Annotated in this window: 17 protein-coding genes and 1 tRNA gene; 15 read left to right on the top strand and 3 right to left on the bottom strand. The window is 63.2% G+C overall.

The window, feature by feature from the left end:
* Window positions 1-7: 7 nt before the first annotated feature.
* From SAZ10_RS00190 to SAZ10_RS00175, 4 genes are all read left to right on the top strand, one after another.
* A tRNA-Asn gene (locus SAZ10_RS00190) sits at window positions 8-82 on the top strand.
* A gap of 571 nt (window positions 83-653) precedes the next feature.
* On the top strand, window positions 654-1,307 hold the full coding sequence (locus SAZ10_RS00185) for a glutathione S-transferase family protein (protein WP_318607138.1): 654 nt from the start codon (window positions 654-656) through the stop codon (window positions 1,305-1,307).
* Window positions 1,304-1,666, top strand: coding sequence for an AtzH-like domain-containing protein (locus SAZ10_RS00180; RefSeq protein ID WP_318607137.1), 363 nt, complete (start codon window positions 1,304-1,306; stop codon window positions 1,664-1,666). The genes SAZ10_RS00185 and SAZ10_RS00180 overlap by 4 nt, the downstream gene beginning before the upstream one ends.
* Window positions 1,667-1,830: 164 nt before the next feature.
* Entirely contained in the window at window positions 1,831-2,610 is a 780-nt protein-coding gene (locus SAZ10_RS00175) for a 5-oxoprolinase subunit PxpA (RefSeq protein ID WP_318607136.1), read from the top strand.
* A 59-nt stretch (window positions 2,611-2,669) separates the two neighbouring features.
* Here SAZ10_RS00175 and SAZ10_RS00170 read toward each other — a convergent pair whose 3' ends face one another.
* Window positions 2,670-3,581 (bottom strand): LysR family transcriptional regulator, encoded by a 912-nt coding sequence (locus SAZ10_RS00170; RefSeq protein ID WP_318607135.1) that lies wholly within the window; start codon window positions 3,579-3,581, stop codon window positions 2,670-2,672.
* Between the two features lie 275 nt (window positions 3,582-3,856).
* Here SAZ10_RS00170 and SAZ10_RS00165 point away from each other — a divergent pair, with 275 nt between their 5' ends.
* From SAZ10_RS00165 to SAZ10_RS00115, 11 genes are all read left to right on the top strand, one after another.
* Window positions 3,857-4,633, top strand: a complete 777-nt coding sequence (locus tag SAZ10_RS00165; protein ID WP_318607134.1) for a 5-oxoprolinase subunit PxpA — start codon at window positions 3,857-3,859, stop codon at window positions 4,631-4,633.
* 28 nt (window positions 4,634-4,661) lie between these two features.
* Window positions 4,662-4,904: an acetyl-CoA carboxylase gene (locus SAZ10_RS00160; protein ID WP_318607133.1), complete on the top strand. Its 243-nt coding sequence runs from the start codon at window positions 4,662-4,664 to the stop codon at window positions 4,902-4,904.
* A complete protein-coding gene (locus SAZ10_RS00155; protein ID WP_318607132.1) occupies window positions 4,901-6,286 on the top strand; it encodes an acetyl-CoA carboxylase biotin carboxylase subunit in 1,386 nt (461 codons plus the stop codon). Before SAZ10_RS00160 ends, SAZ10_RS00155 begins: the two co-directional genes overlap by 4 nt.
* Complete coding sequence (locus SAZ10_RS00150; protein WP_318607131.1) at window positions 6,283-7,155, top strand: 5-oxoprolinase subunit B family protein; 873 nt, start codon at window positions 6,283-6,285, stop codon at window positions 7,153-7,155. The genes SAZ10_RS00155 and SAZ10_RS00150 overlap by 4 nt, the downstream gene beginning before the upstream one ends.
* Window positions 7,145-8,116: a biotin-dependent carboxyltransferase family protein gene (locus tag SAZ10_RS00145; protein ID WP_318607130.1), complete on the top strand. Its 972-nt coding sequence runs from the start codon at window positions 7,145-7,147 to the stop codon at window positions 8,114-8,116. The genes SAZ10_RS00150 and SAZ10_RS00145 overlap by 11 nt, the downstream gene beginning before the upstream one ends.
* A gap of 61 nt (window positions 8,117-8,177) precedes the next feature.
* Window positions 8,178-9,245, top strand: a complete 1,068-nt coding sequence (torT, locus tag SAZ10_RS00140) for a TMAO reductase system periplasmic protein TorT (protein ID WP_318607129.1) — start codon at window positions 8,178-8,180, stop codon at window positions 9,243-9,245.
* A gap of 65 nt (window positions 9,246-9,310) precedes the next feature.
* Complete coding sequence (locus SAZ10_RS00135) at window positions 9,311-10,816, top strand: sugar ABC transporter ATP-binding protein (protein ID WP_318607128.1); 1,506 nt, start codon at window positions 9,311-9,313, stop codon at window positions 10,814-10,816.
* A 23-nt stretch (window positions 10,817-10,839) separates the two neighbouring features.
* Window positions 10,840-11,856 carry an ABC transporter permease gene (locus SAZ10_RS00130; protein WP_318607760.1) on the top strand — a complete coding sequence of 339 codons (1,017 nt, stop codon included), beginning with the start codon at window positions 10,840-10,842 and terminating at the stop codon, window positions 11,854-11,856.
* 40 nt (window positions 11,857-11,896) lie between these two features.
* Window positions 11,897-12,760, top strand: coding sequence for an FAD binding domain-containing protein (locus SAZ10_RS00125; RefSeq protein WP_318607127.1), 864 nt, complete (start codon window positions 11,897-11,899; stop codon window positions 12,758-12,760).
* Between the two features lie 19 nt (window positions 12,761-12,779).
* Window positions 12,780-13,235 carry a (2Fe-2S)-binding protein gene (locus tag SAZ10_RS00120; RefSeq protein ID WP_318607126.1) on the top strand — a complete coding sequence of 152 codons (456 nt, stop codon included), beginning with the start codon at window positions 12,780-12,782 and terminating at the stop codon, window positions 13,233-13,235.
* 109 nt (window positions 13,236-13,344) lie between these two features.
* Complete coding sequence (locus tag SAZ10_RS00115) at window positions 13,345-15,708, top strand: xanthine dehydrogenase family protein molybdopterin-binding subunit (protein ID WP_318607125.1); 2,364 nt, start codon at window positions 13,345-13,347, stop codon at window positions 15,706-15,708.
* A 154-nt stretch (window positions 15,709-15,862) separates the two neighbouring features.
* On the opposite strand, the gene SAZ10_RS00110 is transcribed toward SAZ10_RS00115, so the two are convergent.
* On the bottom strand, window positions 15,863-17,341 hold the full coding sequence (locus tag SAZ10_RS00110) for an NAD-dependent succinate-semialdehyde dehydrogenase (RefSeq protein WP_318607759.1): 1,479 nt from the start codon (window positions 17,339-17,341) through the stop codon (window positions 15,863-15,865).
* Between the two features lie 33 nt (window positions 17,342-17,374).
* A complete protein-coding gene (locus SAZ10_RS00105; RefSeq protein WP_318607124.1) occupies window positions 17,375-18,652 on the bottom strand; it encodes a 4-aminobutyrate--2-oxoglutarate transaminase in 1,278 nt (425 codons plus the stop codon).
* Window positions 18,653-18,670 lie beyond the last annotated feature (18 nt).

Below are 18,670 nucleotides of genomic sequence, written 5' to 3'. Positions count from 1 at the left end.
AGGCCATTCCCCGGTAGCTCAGCGGTAGAGCAACCGGCTGTTAACCGGTTGGTCGCTGGTTCGAATCCGGCCCGGGGAGCCATTCCTGCACAGAGGTGGAGCCGAGGAGCTGCCTCGTTCGAGCGCGGCGTTCAACGGTTCTAGTATCGTCGAAAGCGACGCCCTGGCAGCGGCACTCGCCTGTGAAAGCATCCCTGCGATTGCAATTCGCATTCCTGTAAGCACCGACGTGAGTTTGACGATTCGCGTCTCGATCATTGAGCGCGGCTTTCTGCGTGCAATCTCTGGCCCCAGGCATCCGAATCTTAAACCTTGAAGCCGCGTGGGCGCTGTTCTAGCGAGCTCCGCAGCATTAGCCTCGGTCTCGGCCATGATGGCAGGCGTGCTTGCTGACCTGTCGAGTAGCGGTTGGACAATCCCTCTGGCGCGCTGCGCAAGCGGTGCGTGAATGCGCGGCATGCTCGAGACCAGGTAGCCTTCTTCATCGCCATCATTCTCACCCGGCCTCGGTGGCAGCTATATGGCGATAGGCTCAACCCCGGCATGCATTGCAGCCATAGAAATTTCGATAATCTAACGGGCAGTGAATCTATTGGACAGGGTAGGGCCGACTTCGTAGCTTTTTGGAAACCAAGTCGAGGCCGCGCGTTTCCATGATGACCCTGCTCAATGGCCCAAACACGCCCTTTGGTCGCCTGGCTTGGGTGACGGCGCTGCAGCTCGGGATAGAAGTCGAGAACAGGGTGATCGACGTTTACTCCGCCGGTTTCCTCGATGCCCTCAATCCGCTTCGCCAGATTCCGACGCTGGTCCTGGATGGGAACCATGCCCTTTTCGACAGCCGCGTGATCTGTACCTACTTCCATTCGCTCCGCCCCGAAGCTGAAATCATCCCGATGTCTGATTGGGCGGTCCAGACGCGATGGAGTCTGGCGGTCGGGCTGATGGAAGCGAGTGTCGCTCGGACGATGGAAATGCGTCGACAAGCGTCGGAACGCAACACGCCGGCGGTGGCCAAGCACGACCAGCGGATACCGAGAGTCATCGCTGCGCTGGAAGCCCAGGCGGAGGAAATATGCGACGGAAGAGCCCGGATCGACCGCCTGGCGACGGCTGTGGTGCTGGAATACATCGATTTTCGTGGCGTCATCGATTGGCGCGACACAGCTCCTCGCCTCGCGCGCTGGCTTGAAAACGAAACGACGCGACCGTCGCTGATGGCGAGCAGGCCCTACGACGTCCTGCCAGGTGCTGCCGGTGATCGCTCCACCCTTCGTTCACAAATGCTGGGAAGCACGTCCTCATGAGCACGATTTCGGAACTGGAAAAGGCAGCGCAACTGTATTTCGATGTGCTCTACGAATGTAACCTCGAGAAGTTCGACGCCCTTTTTCATCCATCCTGCCACCTGTTCACGGTGCGGGATGGCGTAGAGACCGTGTTGCCGCTGCCCCGCTATCGCGAAATCATCGCGGCGCGGCAGTCCCCGGCTAGTGTCGGTCAGCCCCGCGAGGAAAGGCTGGACAACATCTTGACGCTTTCCGCCGAGGCCGCGCTCATCGCCGTCAGCGTGCGGGTTCATGACAAAAGGTTCAAGGATCATCTCGGATTGATACGCGGTGCCGATGGCTGGCGGATTGTATCAAAGGTGTACGTCGCTGCCTGAGCATCTGGCGAGAGTGAATCCCGCCAGTTCTACCCCCGAAGGCTCATGCCCGGCCGTCGGTAGAGCTATCGGATTTTCAGAAACATCACCGGGGATAATAGAATTTTCCAAGCCCGTCACCGGTGGCTATCCTTCCCCTTGTCTTGCAAGGGAGAGGACAGCACATGGCGATGTCGCGAATTGATATCAGCTGCGATATGGGCGAGGGCTTCGGCCAATGGAAGCTGGGCGAGACGGACGATGCTCGGCTGATGGCGCTGATCAGCTCCGCCAATATAGCCGCCGGTTTCCATGCGGGAGATCCCAATCTCATCGACCAGACCATCCAGCTTGCCGTCGCCCATAAGGTCGGCATCGGCGTGCATCCGGGCTATCGCGACCTGCAAGGCTTCGGCCGGCGGCGGATCGCCGGCAGCAACGAGGAACTCGTCAACGATATCGTCTACCAGGTCGGGGCCGTGCGCGAATTCGCGCGCCGGCATGGCGGCAGCCTCCAGCATGTCAAGCCACACGGAGCTCTCTACATGGAGCTTGCCGACAACGAGCCATTGTCACGGGCCTTCGTCGACCTGATGCGGGTCATCGCGCCCGACGCCTTCATTTACTGCATGGGAGCATCGGTGACCTATCGGATAGCCAAGGAGATGGGGCAGCCGGTCGTGCGCGAGTTCTACGCGGACCGCGATTATCACCGGGACGGGAAGATCGTGTTCGCCAGGAAGGTCGATCGTTTCGACAACAAGGCTGTCGCCGACAAGGTTGTGCGGGCATGCCGGGCAGGCAAGGTGCTGACCGTCGAGGGCGACGACATCGACATCGGCTTCGAATCCATCTGCATTCATTCGGACACGCCGGGCGCTCCCGAACTGGTCCAGGCAATCCGCCAAGCGCTAGAGGAAAATGGGATCCGGATCGCGCCGGTCTCGCAGAACGGGAAATCCTGACCGCCCGGAACCTGCAACTTGAAATCACGACATTCCGCCGGCCTTGGTCGGCGGAATGTTCATGTCGGCGCATGCTGTCCGATCGAGAACGCCCGGCGGAAATAGTCCCTGAATGCGATCATCGACGGCGTGAAATCCACGTTTCGGCGCCATGCCAATCCTATGTCCATGGATGGGACCGGGTCCTGCGGAATAATGGTCTCGATGCGCTTGCCTTCCAGCGACCAGGGCCTATGCACCATATCGGACAGGATCGCTACGCCGTGGCCGTTGGCGACCATCGAGCGTACCGCTTCGGTGGAGGACGTCCTCAGCTTGACCCGCGGACGATAGGGCGTCTGGCTCCAGTATCTGAGCGCCGTGTGCGCGGCCTCATCGACCGTCAGCATAATGTAGGGCTCCTCGGATATTTCCTTCAGTCCGACGCTGTCACGCGAAAGCAACGGATGTTTGGAAGGGACCCACAGCCGGCGCCGCGAACTGAGCAGCGTTTCGGTGGAGAGGTCCGGATTGACGTTGTTCGACGTCAGGATGACCGCCAGGTCGTAGCGGTTCGACAGCAGTCCTTCCTCGATGGCGTCGCGGGTCAGCTCGAAAAGCTGGATCTGCAACTTCGGATAGCTGCGTGACAATCTGTCGATGTGGTGAGGCAGGAAATAGCCGAGGACCGTATAGGTGGCGGCCACGTTGAGCTGGCCTTCCAGGTCGCCCGACGGCACCTTCACCGTCATGGCTTCAGATATCTTGTTCAGGATGTCGTAGGCGTGGAAAAGGAATTCGCGGCCTGCCGGAGTGAGCTCCATCCCGTGCGCGGTGCGCGTGAACAGGTCTACCCCTGTCGCGTTCTCCAGCTCCTTGATTGCCGTCGTTATCGCGGATTGAGAGATCGCAAGATCGATCGCGGCCTGAGAAATCTGTCCGTGCTCCGCCGTCGAGACGAAGTAGCGTATCTGGCGAATGGTCGGGATCATTTTCCGATATCCATTTTTCTATAGTGAATCGCACCCTCAATCTGAAAAAACAATATCAGCATTACCCCTTACGACTGAGTCAGCTGCGGATATTGCACCGCACGCGGGCACTTCTTCAGCATTGTCAGGCTGCTGCCGCGTTACATTCGTTTACAGAGGTATATGAAAAACAGAAGTAGCAAATTGCGGTAATTGAATTATTCAATGCAAAAACGCTGCGCTAGCATGGCTTCAAATGGCTGGCCAACAGCCGGGGAACAGCGCAGGGGAACGGCGTGGCGGTTTCTATCGTCGATATCAATTGCGACATGGGAGAAGGTTTCGGCCAATGGCGCCTTGCCGACGCCGATGACGGCCGTCTGCTGGAATTCATCAGTTCCGCCAATATCGCTACCGGCTTCCATGCCGGCGACCCCAACCTGATGGACCTTACCGTGCGCCTTGCCGCCGAGCGTGGTGTCGGCATCGGCGCCCACCCCGGCTATCGTGACCTCCAGGGCTTCGGGCGTCGCCGTATGAGCGCCAGCAGCGAGGAGGTCATCAACGACATCGTCTATCAGGTGGGCGCCCTGCGCGAATTCGCGCGGCGCCATGCGGCTCGCATTCAGCACGTGAAGCCGCATGGCGCCATGTATATGGACATAGCCGCGAGCGAGCCGCTGTCGCGCTCCCTGGTGCAGGCAATGCGCGTGATCGCGCCCGACGCGGCGCTCTTGTGCATGGGCGCTTCGCAGACCTACCGCATCGCCAAGGAGGCGGGCCAGCCTGTCGCGCGGGAGTTCTACGCCGACCGCGACTACGACAACAGCGGCTCCATCGTCTTCACCCGACGGGCACAGAAGCTCGACCCACAGGCAGTAGCGGACAAGTTGCTCCGTGCCTGCCTCGAGAACAAGGTGAACACCATCGAGGGTGACAGGATCGATATCGAGTTCGAATCGATCTGCTTCCATTCCGACACGCCTGGCGCCGCGGATCTGGTGGACAGGATGCGCGGCGAACTGATCGCGCATGGAATCCGGATCGCGCCTTTGTCGGAAATCCAGCTTTAGGGCGCGCAGTCAAGCGAGGGACGAGAAGATGAGCAAGGCAGAAATCAGGTCACCGCTTCCAGGGACATTCTATCGCAAGCCCTCGCCCGACAGCCCGCCGTTCAAGCAGGACGGAGATACGGTGGCGACTTCAGATGTGGTCGGCCTGATCGAGGTGATGAAGTCCTTCCACGAGATTCAGGCTGGCGTTGAAGGGCGGGCAGTCTCCTTCCTCGTGGAGGACGGCGACGCCGTCATGGCAGGACAGGTGCTGGCGGAGGTCGAGCAGTGACCATCCGCTCGCTGCTGATAGCCAATCGCGGCGAGATTGCCGTTCGCGTCAATCGCGCCGCGAAGGCTTTGGGAATGCGGACCGTGCAGGTCTATAGCCAGGCGGACGTCAACTCGCTTGCCGTGCGGTTAGCTGACGAGGCGATCGAGATTGGACCGCCGGCCGCCAGGAAATCCTATCTGAACATCGACGCGGTCATTGCGGCCGCCAAGGCAGCGAAGGTGGATGCCGTGCATCCCGGCTACGGCTTCCTGTCCGAGAATGCGGATTTCGCCGAAGCAGTGGCGGCAGCGGGCATCGCCTTCGTCGGCCCCTCCGCCGAGGCGATCCGACTGCTGGGAGACAAGGTGACGGCGCGGCGCGTCGCCGCCGAAGCGGGCGTTCCTACGGTGCCGGGTAGCGCCGGACGCGTCGCCGATATCGGAGAGGCGCGCGGCATGGCTGCCGGCATCGGGTTCCCGTTGATGATCAAGGCCGCGGCCGGAGGCGGTGGCCGCGGAATCCGCATCGTGTCGTCGATGGAGGAATTCGAGCGCCAGTTTCCGCAAGCATCGGCCGAGGCGGCGGCAGCCTTCGGCGATGGCGGCCTCTACATCGAGAAGGTCATCGAACGGGCGCGCCACATCGAGGTGCAGATCCTGGGCGACGGCAAGAACTTCGTGCACTGCTTCGAACGCGAGTGTTCGCTCCAGCGGCGGCGGCAGAAGGTCTGGGAAGAGGCGCCTTCGGTCTCGCTCAAGCCGCACGTCCGCGAAAGGCTCTGCGCCAGCGCCGTCGCTTTGGCGAAGGCCGTTTCCTACCGTGGCGCGGGCACGGTGGAATATCTCTACGACGATGCCAGCGAAGAGTTCTATTTCATCGAGGTCAACACCCGCATCCAGGTCGAGCATCCCGTCACCGAAATGATCACCGGCATCGATCTCGTTCAGGAGATGCTGCGTATCGCCGGGGGCGAACCGCTGTCGATCCGGCAGGAGGACGTGCGGGTGTCCGGCCACGCCATCGAGTGCCGGATCAACGCCGAGGACCCTTATCGCGACTTCATGCCGGCGCCGGGCCCTGTGCACGAGCTGGAGGTGCCGAACGGCGACCGGATCCGCTTCGACACGCTGCTCTATGCCGGCTACGAGGTTTCGCCCTTCTACGATTCCCTGCTCGGCAAGCTCATCGTCCATGGCAAGGACAGGACCGATTGCCTCGACAGGCTGCGCGATGCGCTGGCCGCGTTGAAGATCGTCGGCATTCCTACCACCGTGCCGCTGCATCAGGGCCTCGCAGCCGATCCCGACGTGGCGGCGAGCCGCTATCACACCCGTTTCCTGGAACATTGGCTTCAGACCGCCTTCGCCCCGGCGCAAGGCAGCAAGGAGGTGGCGCGATGAACCGCTACGCGTTCGGTGGCGACGAGCACCTGTTCGTCGAATGCGACGAGAGCATGTCGCTCGAGAGCTTTTTCAAGAGCCTCTCCATGACCACCGCGATCCGCGAGAGCAGGATCGCGGGCGTGACCGAAATCTGCCCGGCCAACGCCTCGTTCCAGGTGAAGTTCGATCCCGATGTCATCGCCCCCGACGACCTCCTTGGCGAAGTCAAGGCGATCGAGCGCGACGCAGAGAAGTCCGACCCGGTCATCGGCACACGCATCGTCGAGATTCCGGTTTTCTACCAGGACCCCTGGACGCAAGAGACGCTGATGCGTTTCCGCGACCGCCACCAGGACCCGGGCTCGACGGATCTGGAATATGCCGCCCACATCAACAGCTTTGCCGGCGTCGACGATTTCGTTGCCGCCCACAGCGGCTCGCCCTGGTTCGTCTCCATGGTCGGCTTCGTCGCCGGCCTGCCATTCATGTATCAGATGGTCGAGCGGCAGCGGCAGATCGAGGTGCCGAAATATCTCAGACCACGGACCGACACGCCGAAACTGACCGTCGGGCACGGCGGCTGCTTCGGCTGCATCTATTCTGTGCGCGGCGCCGGCGGTTACCAGATGTTCGGCATCACGCCGATGCCGATCTACGACCCGACCCAGACGACCAGCTATCTGCGCGATTTCATGGTGTTCTTCCGCCCCGGCGACATCGTGAAGTTCAAGCCCGTCGGCCGCGACGAATATGACGCAATCGTCGCCGACGTCGACGCCGGCCGCTTTGCGCCGCGGATGCGCGACGTGACCTTCGATCTGCGCGAATTCACCAAGGACAAGGACGGTTACAACCGCAGCCTGGAGGACAAGCTCAATGACCGTTAAGGTTCTCAATCCGGGGCTTTCCACCACCGTGCAGGATCTCGGCCGGCCCGGCTATTTCCATCTCGGCATCCCGATCGGCGGTGCGATGGACAATCTGGCGCTGCGCGCCGCCAACCTCCTGGTCGGCAACGACGAGAGCGCGGCCGGCCTCGAGGCGGTCTTCATCGGCCCTGAACTGGAGTTCACCGCCGAGGCGCTCATCGCCATCACCGGCGCCGATATGCCGATCAAGATCGACGGACAGGAGCAGCCCTCCTGGACGGCGCTACGCGTCAAGGCAGGACAGGTGTTGAGCTTTGACTTCCTCAAGGCCGGTGCCCGCATCTACATCGCCATTGCCGGCGGCATCGATGTCCCGCAAGTGCTGGGCAGCCGCTCCACATACCCCATCGGCGCGCTCGGCGGCTTCAACGGACGTCCCCTCGCCAAGGGCGACGCGCTCCCCGTTGGCAAGGCGTCGTCCGCCCGCGAAGGCAGGAGCGTGCCCGAGCCGCTGCGCCGCCGTCCCGGCATGCCGGCGGAACTGCGTGTGCTACCGGGCCTTTACTGGCACCGTATCGTCGAGGACTCGCATCGCAGCTTCTTCGAGGACACCTGGAAGGTGGCGCCCGAGGCCGATCGCATGGGCTATCGCTTCCGCGGCGGCTCGCCGCTCGAATTCGTCGAGCGCCAGCAGCCCTTCGGCGCGGGATCGGATCCGTCCAACATCGTCGACAGCTGCTACCCCTATGGCTCGATTCAGGTTCCGGGAGGCACCGAGCCCATCATCCTGCACCGCGACGCTGTCTCCGGCGGCGGTTACTTTATGGTCGGTACGGTGGTGTCCGCCGATATGGACCTGATCGGCCAGTTGCAGCCGAACACGCCTACTCGATTCGTCAGGATCGATATGGCCGCCGCGCTGCAGGCGCGCGCCGATCGGGCTGCATTGCTCAACAGAGTCCGCGAGGCGCTTCACTAGGCGCGTGCAGGCGCGTCGGGGTGTCCCGCGGGAAGAAATCCAACATCAAAAGGGGAAAGAAATGAAAACGCTAGTGAAATTGCTGCTTGCCGGTTCGGTCCTGGCCATGACCGGCGCCGCATATGCGAAAGACTGGTTTCCTTACGATGCGGCCAAGATCGAGCCGCCCTTCGCAGCGGACGGAAAGTCGGAGGACGTGTCTTACGTGCCGCTCGAAAAGGCCAGCCAGCCGTGGAAGATCTGCGTCTCCTTCCCGCACATGAAGGATGCCTACTGGCTCGGCGTCGACTACGGCGTGGCCGAGGAGGCGAAGCGTCTCGCCGTGTCGATGAACCTGCTCGATGCGGGCGGCTATACCGAACTCAACACGCAGATCTCCCAGATCGAGGACTGCGTGGCCAACGGTGCCCAGGCCGTGGTCATCGGTGCCATCTCCTTCGACGGCCTGAACAATCTGGTGGCCGAGATCCGCAAGAAAAACATTCCTGTCATCGACGTCATCAACGGGATTTCTTCACCGCAGGTGTCCGCCAAGTCGCTGGTCTCCTTCTACACGATGGGCCATTCGGCGGGTGAGTACCTGGCCAAGAAGCATCCCGCCGGCAGCGATGAAGTGAAGGTGGGCTGGTTCCCGGGCCCGGCGGGAGCCGGATGGGTCGAAGCCGCCAACAAGGGCTTCCTCGATGCGGTGAAAGGCTCCGCCCTGAAGGTGCTGGAACCCAAATACGGCGACACCGGCAAGGAGGTGCAGCTGAAGCTGGTCGAGGACGAGCTGCAGGCCAATCCGGACATGCGCTACGTCGTCGGCACCGCCGTGACCGCCGAGGCTGCGCAGGGCCTGATCCGCGAGCGCGACCTGCAGGGCAAGGTCGATCTGCTGGCGTTCTATATGACGCCGGGCGTCTACGAGGGCATCAAGCGCGGTTTCATCCTGGCGTCGCCGGCCGACTCCATGGTCATCCAGGGCCGTATCGCCATCGACCAGGCCGTGCGCATCCTCGAGGGCAAGGACTATATCAAGCACGTAGGCCCGAAGATCTTCGTCGTCGACCCCAGCAATGTGGGCTCGGTCGAACACGACACGATCCTGCCGCCGGACAACTACAAGCCGGTATTCAAGGTCAACTAACTAGCATTGGTACGCGCCGGCTCCGCATGTGAGCCGGCGCGCGCTCAAGGGACTGGGATCCGGCTATGGCGCCTCTGGTCGAAATGACCGGCATCACCAAGGAGTTCGCTGGCGTGAAGGCGCTTTCGGGCGTCGATTTCCGCCTCGAACCCGGTGAAGTGCATGTGCTGTTCGGTGAGAATGGCGCCGGCAAGTCGACACTGATCTCGATCCTGTCGGGTGTCTTCAGGCAGACGTCCGGCACGCTCAAGCTCGACGGCGGCGAGGTGGACCTGCATTCGGTCCACGACGCTGCCGCCCACGGGATCGGCACGGTGTTCCAGGAATTCTCGCTGGTGCCGACGCTGCGCGTCTACGAGAACATGTTTCTCGGCCGCGAGCCGCGCAAGGGCCTGTTCATAGACCGCGCGACCATGCGCCGGGAAGCAGCCCGCGTGTTCAGGGAGCTTGGCTTCGACGTCGACATCGGGCGCCGCGTTTCCAGCCTGTCGCGCGCCGAGCAGCAGATGGTCGAAATAGCCAAGGTCTTCCTGGCAAGGACGCGCGTGCTCATTCTCGACGAGCCGACGGCGTCGCTGACGGAAAAGGAAACCCGCAAGCTCTTTGACTTTATCGTCAAGGCGAAGGCCAACGGCGTCGGCATCGTCTACATTTCGCATCGCATCCAGGAATTCGCTGAGATCGCCGACCGGATCAGCGTGCTGCGGGACGGGAGGCTCATCGGAACCGTCGCGGCGCGCGGCACCAGCGAGCGTGAGCTGGTGGAATTGATGACCGGCCGCTCGATCGATCGGATTTACCCGGAGATATCCCGCAAGCCGGGCGGCGCCACGGTGATGTCGCTGCGCAACATTCAGACCTGGGGCGTGCGCGGCACCTCGGTCGAGGTACGGGCGGGAGAGGTGCTTGGCGTCGCCGGCCTGGTCGGCAGCGGCAAGTCGCGCGTGTGGCGTGGCGCACTGGGACTGCAGCCGCTCATCGCCGGCGAGGTCAGCATCAGGGGGCGCGACGTCACTGGGTCGCCGACCCGCAAGCTGCTGCGCGACGGCGTCTTCTACCTTTCCCCCGATCGCAAGAACGAGGGTCTTCAGCTGACGGCGTCGGCGCGCGACAACATTGCATTGTCGCTGCTCGACCGCCCCGACATATCGCGATCTCTCGGCTTCGTTTCGCCCCGGCGGATAAAGCAGCTGTCTTCCGATATTGGCCAGCGCGTCGATATTTCGCCGGCGTATATGAAGCGTGCCGTCGTCAACCTGTCCGGCGGCAACCAGCAGAAGGTTCTCTTCGGCAAAGGCTTCGGCCGCGACCAGGACGTCTACATCTTCGACGAGCCGACGGTCGGCGTCGACATGGGGACGCGGGCGGCACTCTACCGGCTCATCAAGGAGATCGCCGAGGCAGGCAAGGCCGTCGTCCTGATATCCTCGGATTTGCCCGAAGTCATGAACCTCGCGCACCGCCTGCTGGTGTTCTCGCAGGGACGCATTTCGGCCGAGCTGGAAGGGCCATCGATAACCGAGGAGAACGTGCTGAAGCACTTCTTCACAGACGCGAGGGATTCGGCATGACTGTTTCAGGGGGCGACACGGCCATGGGAGACCAGTCCGCGGGCAAGCCTGGCGGCGTGGCAAGCCTGCTGAAGGCATTGTTCCTCAGGCTGGGCGTCCTGCCGTTCTTCCTTGTCGCGGCGCTGATCGTGTTCGCGCTGGTGTCGACGCAATTCCTGTCGCTGCAGAACCTCACCAATGTCGCCAGGCAGTCCGTCTATCTCGTTCTCGTGTCGCTTGGGCAGATGCTGGTCCTGATATCGGGCGGCTTCGACCTGGCGGTCGGAACCGCAATCGCCGTGACATCGGTCGTATCGGCCATGGCCATGGTGGCGCTTGCAGCGTGGATGCCGGATATGGTCTGGGTCGCGATCCTGCTCGGCGCCCTTGCGGGTTTTGGTTCCGCATTGCTGATCGGCGCCCTGAACGGCCTCGGCGTCGCCCAGTTCGGCGTCTCGCCCTTCATCATGACGCTCGGCGTGCAGTCCGTCGGCGCGGGCATCGCGCTGTTCCTGACCGGCGGCGTTCCGGTTTCCGGTCTTCCCTTCGAGTTCGGCGACTTCTTCGGTTTCGGCAAGATTTTCGGCGTGCCGGTGCCCGTCCTCTTCGCCCTCGCCGCGATCGTGATCATCTGGCTGCTGATGAACCGTACGCGTTTCGGCGCCCATCTCTATGCCGTCGGCGGCAATCTCAAGGCCGCCAACCTGTCCGGCGTCCACACGAGGCGCACATTGTTTCTCGCCTATGTCGCCTGTGCGCTGCTCGCCTCGATCGCCGGCGTTCTGATGACGGCGCGCGTCGAGTCCGGCGAGACCAACCTCGGCGGCACCATCGCGCTGGAATCGATTGCTGCCTGTGTCATCGCCGGGGTTTCGCTGCGAGGCGGGATAGGCCGTGTCGAGAACGTGGTGCTAGGCGCCTTCTTCATCACGCTGCTGCAGAACGGCATGAACATGGCGCAGATCGGGTCCTACCTGCAGATGATCCTGCTCGGCTCGCTCCTGATCCTGGCCGTCATCTTCGACCAGGTGCGCTACCGCATGCTGATGGGCAACCGCTGAACCTGCCAACCCGGAATCATAGCCGAAGAAGGAGAGATCCATGCCGGCCACCGGCGATGACAGGCTTTTCATGGCCGGCACGGTCGCCGATGCGCTCGCCGCTCTTGCCGAGCGTGGATCCGAGGGCGCCCCATTTGCCGGCGGGACATGGATCATGCGCGCGCCGATCAGGCGTGAAGCGCAGGCTCCCTTCTACGTCGGCGTGGGTCGCATCCCCGAACTGAACGCGATCGACGTCGCCGCCGACCGGATCCATATCGGCGCCAGCGTCACCCATGCCCGACTGGCTGCACAGCTGGCCGGGGTCGCGCCATGTCATGGCCTCGCCACCGCAGCCGGCAGCGCCGCGAACCCGGCGATACGGGAAATGGCGACCGTCGGGGGAAACCTGTCCACCTCGGATTTCTCCGCTGCCGATCTGCCACCCGCTCTGCTGTGCCTCGACGCGGAGGTCGAACTCGCCACGACCGGCGGGCGCGAAAACCTGCCGCTCGAACGTTTTCTCGCGACACGCCGCGACCTCGATCCGGGAACGCTGGTGACCGGAGTCACCATATTGCGCAGGCCGGTCCTGACCGGCCACGCAAGACTGCCGCTGCGCAAGGCCGGAGACTATCCCGTCGCGATCGTAAGCCTTGCGGTCCAGCTGAACCAGAACGGGGTGGTCGAAGACGGGAGGGTGGCCGTGGGTTCTGTGGAATCTTCTGCCCGGCGCTGGCCTGGGCTTGAGAGAAAGCTGGTGGGCCATCCGCTCGACCCGCGGCAGGCCGAAGCGTTGGCCGAGGCGGAGCTTGGCGCCTTCACCGGGCGCGATGGCGTCGAAGCGCCTGGATGGTATCGCGTGCAGGTCCTGCCGGCCCTGGTCCGCCGCGCGGCCCAGGCCGCCCTGCGCAGTCGATCCTGAGGACGAGCCGGGAGCAGGCATGCCGACGATACTGACGATAAATGGCGAACAGCGCGTATCCTCGCGGGGTCCGATGACACCCCTCGTCGACGTGCTGCGCGACGAGTTCTTCCTTACCGGCGCCAAGTCGGTGTGCCGCGAAGGCGTTTGCGGCGCCTGCACGGTCCATCTCGACGGCCAGCCGGTCGTGTCCTGCCTGGTGCCGATCGGCACCATCGGCGAGCGGGAGATATGCACCGTGGAGTCGCTTGCGGCCGCCGGCGAGCCGTCCCCCCTGCAGCAGGTCATGGAGGAGCACGACGTCGTCCAGTGCGGCATGTGCTTCCCAGGCATCCTGATGGTTCTCACGGGCTTCCTGCGCGAGCGCCCGCATGCCGACAGGGATGAAATCAAGGCGGCGTTGGCCGGCAACGTCTGCCGCTGCACCGGCTACGAACGGCTGGTCGATGCGGCAGTCGCCCTTGCTAGAGCATGATCCCAAAAAGTTGCAGACTTTTTGGATAAGATCATGCTGCAAAAACAGAGGGGTAGAGCAGGATCAATGACTCAAATTCAATTCATCCTGCTCTAGGCGGAGTTGAGCGATGGCGCGCCCAGATCCCTCGACCGTCACCATGAACCTTCCGCGGCGCGATGCGCGAGACAAGCTGCTCGGCCGCACGCGCTATACGGTCGACCGTCTGCTGCCGCGCATGTTGCATGCCGCGATCCTGCGCGCTGAGGTGGCATCGGCGCGCATCATGAGGCTCGACACGACGCGCGCCCGGCAGATGCCGGGCGTCCGCGCCATTGCGACGGCCGAAGATGCACCGGGCATGCATGGCATCGGCATAGCCGATCATCCGCTTTTCGCCTCCGGCGTGATCCGCTTCCATGGCGAACAGATCGCGGCGGTCGCAGCTGACACCTACGAGCAGGCTGAGGCCGCTGTCCGTGCTATCGAGGTCGAACTGGAACCCTTGCCGCCCGTGCTCACCATGGCCGCGGCGCTGGCCCCCGGCGCGCCGCTGATCCATCCCGATTGGAAGAGTTACGAAGTGCTGTTCGAAGGCGGGGCGCGCGGCGGCAACGTGGCCTGGGAAGCGACGGTGGTGCGCGGCGATACGGACGCAGCCTTTGCCCGCGACGATGTCGTGGTGGTGGAAAGCTGCTTCCGGGTCGGCAGGCAGAACCACGTGTCCCTGGAGCCCAGGGCGGTGATCGCCGCTTACGAGGATGGACGCTACCATATCGAAACATCCACCCAGGTTCCCTGGACGGTCCGCAACCAGACTTCCAAACTGCTTGGCGTTCCGCCATCGCAGGTGCATGTCACCGTGCCTCCGGTGGGCGGTGGGTTCGGCCAGAAGTTCGACTGCACGCTCGAGCCCTACGCGGCGATCCTGGCGCGCAAGGCCGGCCAGCCGGTGCGGCTGGTCTATTCACGGCAGGAAGAGATGCTGACCTGCCTGTGCCGCGAGAACGCCGAGATCAAGATCCGTTCGGCGGTCACGCGCGGCGGCGAGATCGCCGGCCGCGAGGCGGTGGTGCTGATGGATTGCGGAGCCTATGGCGGCGAGCAGATATTCCTGACGACAATGACCGCACACACGCTCGGCGGCAACTACAAGCTCGGCTCCATCAAACTGGCGAGCCGAGCCGTCTACACCAACACAGCGCCCAACGGCGCCTTCCGCGCCTGCAACGGCGTCTACAACACTTTCGCGCTGGAGCGGCACACGGACGAGATCTGCCAGGCGATCGGCATGGATCCGCTTGAATTCAGGCGGCTGAATGTATTGGGGGACGGGGACCTCGGCGCAACGGGCCAGGTCTTCGAAGGCGACGTGCTCGGCCCCATGCTGGATCGCATGGCTGAGATGCGCGATGCGTCGCCTTCGAAGGAGCATCTGGCCGGCAACCGGCTCTATGGGCGCGCGACCGTGGTAGGCACCTGGTTCATCTTTGTCGGCCCGTCGTCGGCGACGATCAACCTCAATGCCGATGGCAGCGCAACGCTCATCACCGCAGGCGTCGAACTCGGCCAGGGTACGATGGTGCAGGCCTTGCCGCAGATCGTCGGCTACGAGCTTGGCATTCATCCGAACAATGTCATCGTCCGCCCAGCCGACACGGATGCGGCCGGCTTCGACCTCGGCGTCGGCGGCGGACGCACGACCGTCTCTGTCGGCGCGGCCAGCCGCGCCGCCGCCGCGGACATTCGAGGCAAGATCCTGAACGCTGCCGGAGAACTGCTGCAAACCGAGCCCGACAAGCTCGTCTTGCGCAACGGCCGCGTGGAGATCGAAGGAAGGGAAGGATCGGGCATGACCATCGCTGAGGTCGTGCAGCACCTTCATAGGACGGCCGGCCCTGTCGTCGGCTCCGGCTCCTTTACCAATCCGGGCGTGCCGTCGCTCCCTGGCTGCGCCGCGGGTCATTTCATCGACGCCATCGATATTCCGGTCTTCAACGTTCATGACTGCGAAGTCGCGGTGGATCCGGACACCGGCCATGTCGATATCCTGAGCTACAAGGTGGTGCAGGATGTCGGCCGGGCGCTCAATCCGCGCGCCATCGCGGGCCAGATCCAGGGCGGCGTCACGCAAGGCATCGGCTACGCCCTTCACGAGGAACACACGATCGGCGAGGACGGCTGCATCCGCCAGAACAGTCTCGAAACCTATCGCGTGCCGCTTGCGCAGGATACCTTGCCGGTCGAGATCGAGCTTTACGAAGGCGCGCCTTCCATCGGCCCGCTGGGCGTCAAGGGCGCCGGCGAAATCCCCATCATGAACCCGCCGGCAGCCATCGCCTGTGCCGTCGCCAACGCAACCGGATGCCGGGTGCAACAGACGCCGCTCACGCCGCCTCGCGTGCTCGGCCTGATCCTGGGGCGGGAACCGGAGGTGGAACTTCCGCACATCTCCGCAAATTGGTGGGAGAACGTCTTCAGACGGCCAGCTTGAATTTGTCCGCCGACCTTCGCCTTGTCGGTCGCTGAATTTTGCCGCCACTTTCGGGCTTGAAACCGCCGCGGCGCATCGGACTGGCGGCTCATCTCGGCGACTTGCATCTGGAATGGCCGAGCCTCGAACAAGAGCGACTGACCAATGCCCGGAATCACGTCGAGAGGCAGAGATACTTCATCTCAAGATAGTCCTCGGCGCCGTATTTCGAGCCTTCGCGCCCGAGCCCCGACTGCTTGACGCCGCCGAATGGCGCGACCTCGGTCGAAATGAGGCCGGTATTGATGCCCACCATTCCATATTCAAGTGCTTCCGCCGCCATCCAGATCTTGGAAGTATCCCTGGCATAGAAATAGGCGGCCAGGCCGAATTCCGTGTCGTTGGCCTGGCGGATCACGTCCTCGACGGTGTCGAAGCGGAACAATGGTGCCACCGGGCCGAAGGTCTCCTCCCGTGCCACTTTCATGTCAGCCTCGACGTTGGTGAGAACGGTCGGCTGGAAAAAGGTCCCGCCGAGCTCATGCGGCTTACCACCGGCGACAATGGTGGCACCCTTGGCGACGGCGTCGCTGAGATGGTCGTGCACTTTGGCCATTGCCGCCTCGTCGATGAGAGGCCCGGTGGTGACGCCATCGAGAAAGCCGTCGCCGACCTTAAGCGAGGCTACGCGCCTGGTGAGCTTTTCGGCGAAGGCATCGTAGACCGTCGACTGCACATAGATGCGATTGGCGCAAACACAGGTTTGACCAGCGTTGCGAAACTTCGAGATCATGGCGCCCTCGACCGCCGCGTCGATATCGGCGTCGTCGAACACGATGAACGGCGCATTGCCGCCTAGTTCGAGGCTGAGTTTCTTGATCTGGTCGGCCGATTGCCGCATCAGGATGCGGCCGACTTCCGTTGAGCCGGTGAAGCTGATCTTGCGCACTTTGTCGTTGCCGCAAAGCTCCTTGCCGATAGCAGGACCGTCTGTACCGACGATGATGTTGACGACACCGGCCGGAATGCCGGCACGTTCGGCAAGGACGGCGAGCGCGATAGCAGAAAGCGGCGTCTGTTCCGCTGGCTTCGACACTACGGTGCACCCAACTGCCAGCGCAGGCGCCAGCTTGCGTGCGATCATCGCGTTGGGAAAGTTCCACGGCGTGATGGTGCCGACCACACCAACAGGCTGCTTCAGCACAACTATGCGTTTGTCCCGCTGATGGCCGGGAATGACATCGCCATAGATGCGCTTGGCCTCTTCCGCGAACCATTCGATATAGGCCGCTCCGTAGAGCACCTCGCCGCGCGCTTCGGCGAATGGCTTACCCATCTCCCCGGTCAGTATGGCCGCAAGGTCGTCGGCATTGGCGATGATCAGATCGTGCCAACGCCGTAGCAGGATGCTGCGTTCCCTCGCGGCAAGAGCGGCCCACGGTTTTTGCGCGGCGAAGGCTGCTTCGATGGCGCGTGCGGTCTCACTGGCGCCGAGGTCGGGAAGCGTCGCGATCGTATCTCCGGTGGACGGGTTGGTCACCGCGAAGGAGCCGCGGCTAGCCGTGCTGTCCAACCATTCGCCGTCAATATAGGCCGCCTCGCGCAGCAGCGTCGGATCCTTGAGGCGCGCCGGAAGATCCACATTCATGGTCATGGCGGTCATCTCGATTTCCTCGATCTGAAAGCTTTAGCCGGCCCGCGCGTCCCGGATGGCGCTCTCCAGGATGTCGAGCGCCTCCGTCATGACATTGTCCTGGATCGTGATCGGCGACAGGAAGCGGATAACGTTCGAATAGACGCCGCAGGTGAGCAGGATGAGGCCCTTGTCGAGCGCGTTCAGCCTGACGGCATTGGCGAATTCGGCAGAGGGCACGCCCTTTTTTGCATGGTTGAACTCGACTGCGTTCATGAAGCCCGGGCCGCGAATGTCAACGATCTCCTGCACGTCGTCCCGCAACGATTCCAGCCGCTGCTTCAGCCGTGCGCCGAGCGCGTTAGCGCGGTCGCACAGCCCTTCCTCTTCGATCACGTCGAGGACGGCGTTGGCTGCGGCCACGCCGATCGGGCTTCCGCCATAGGTGCCGCCCAGCCCGCCGGGCCCCGGTGCGTCCATGATTTCGGCGCGCCCAGTGACTGCCGACAGTGGAAAGCCGCCAGCCAGGCTCTTCGCCATGGTCGTGATGTCGGGCGCGACGTCATGATGTTCCATGGCGAACATCTTGCCGGTGCGCGCAAAGCCGGTCTGCACCTCGTCGGCAATCAGGAGGATACCGTGCTGGTCGCAAATCTTGCGCAGCGCCGATACGAATTCACGCGGCGCCTCGTAGAAGCCGCCTTCACCCTGCACCGGCTCGATGATGATGGCGGCGACGCGGGCCGGATCGACATCGGCCTTGAAAAGCCTATCAAGGGCGGCGAGCGAGTCCGCCACCGAAACACCGTGCAGCGCGACCGGGAAGGGCGCATGGAAGACATCGCCCGGCATGGCGCCGAAGCCGACTTTGTAAGGCACCACCTTGCCGGTCAGCGCCATGCCCATGAAGGTGCGGCCGTGAAAGCCACCTGAAAAGGCGATGATCGCCTGCCTGCCGGTCGCGTGCCTCGCGATCTTGACCGCGTTCTCCACGGCCTCCGCGCCGGTGGTGACGAAGATGGTCTTCTTCTCGAACGCTCCCGGCAGCATGCCGTTCAGCCGCTCGGCCAACCGCACATAGCTTTCGTAGGGAACGACCTGATGGCAGGTATGGGTGAAACGGTCGAGCTGCGCCTTGACCGCCTCGATGACCTTCGGATGCCGGTGGCCGGTGTTGACCACGGCGATCCCGGAGGAGAAGTCGATATAGCGGCGTCCTTCGACGTCCCAAATCTCCGAATTTTCGGCGCGATCGGCATAGATCTGGGTCGTCATGCCGACGCCGCGTGCGATCGACTCGTTCTTGCGTGACGATATTGTGGCGTTGGTCATGATCGTCATTCCGCCCGA

The sequence above is a fragment of the Mesorhizobium sp. BAC0120 genome, assembly GCF_033542235.1.
Lineage (GTDB): Bacteria > Pseudomonadota > Alphaproteobacteria > Rhizobiales > Rhizobiaceae > JAWRCU01.
This window is presented reverse-complemented; position numbering and strand designations above follow the sequence as displayed.

Excerpts from the sequence above, each read along its gene's own strand:
- SAZ10_RS00185 (WP_318607138.1), top strand. The coding sequence starts at position 654 with ATGATGACCCTGCTCAATGGCCCAAACACGCCCTTTGGTCGCCTGGCT.
- SAZ10_RS00180 (WP_318607137.1), top strand. The coding sequence starts at position 1,304 with ATGAGCACGATTTCGGAACTGGAAAAGGCAGCGCAACTGTATTTCGAT.
- SAZ10_RS00175 (WP_318607136.1), top strand. The coding sequence starts at position 1,831 with ATGGCGATGTCGCGAATTGATATCAGCTGCGATATGGGCGAGGGCTTC.
- SAZ10_RS00170 (WP_318607135.1), bottom strand. The coding sequence starts at position 3,581 with ATGATCCCGACCATTCGCCAGATACGCTACTTCGTCTCGACGGCGGAG.
- SAZ10_RS00160 (WP_318607133.1), top strand. The coding sequence starts at position 4,662 with ATGAGCAAGGCAGAAATCAGGTCACCGCTTCCAGGGACATTCTATCGC.
- SAZ10_RS00150 (WP_318607131.1), top strand. The coding sequence starts at position 6,283 with ATGAACCGCTACGCGTTCGGTGGCGACGAGCACCTGTTCGTCGAATGC.
- SAZ10_RS00145 (WP_318607130.1), top strand. The coding sequence starts at position 7,145 with ATGACCGTTAAGGTTCTCAATCCGGGGCTTTCCACCACCGTGCAGGAT.
- torT (WP_318607129.1), top strand. The coding sequence starts at position 8,178 with ATGAAAACGCTAGTGAAATTGCTGCTTGCCGGTTCGGTCCTGGCCATG.
- SAZ10_RS00135 (WP_318607128.1), top strand. The coding sequence starts at position 9,311 with ATGGCGCCTCTGGTCGAAATGACCGGCATCACCAAGGAGTTCGCTGGC.
- SAZ10_RS00130 (WP_318607760.1), top strand. The coding sequence starts at position 10,840 with ATGGGAGACCAGTCCGCGGGCAAGCCTGGCGGCGTGGCAAGCCTGCTG.
- SAZ10_RS00125 (WP_318607127.1), top strand. The coding sequence starts at position 11,897 with ATGCCGGCCACCGGCGATGACAGGCTTTTCATGGCCGGCACGGTCGCC.
- SAZ10_RS00120 (WP_318607126.1), top strand. The coding sequence starts at position 12,780 with ATGCCGACGATACTGACGATAAATGGCGAACAGCGCGTATCCTCGCGG.
- SAZ10_RS00115 (WP_318607125.1), top strand. The coding sequence starts at position 13,345 with ATGGCGCGCCCAGATCCCTCGACCGTCACCATGAACCTTCCGCGGCGC.
- SAZ10_RS00110 (WP_318607759.1), bottom strand. The coding sequence starts at position 17,341 with ATGACCATGAATGTGGATCTTCCGGCGCGCCTCAAGGATCCGACGCTG.
- SAZ10_RS00105 (WP_318607124.1), bottom strand. The coding sequence starts at position 18,652 with ATGACCAACGCCACAATATCGTCACGCAAGAACGAGTCGATCGCACGC.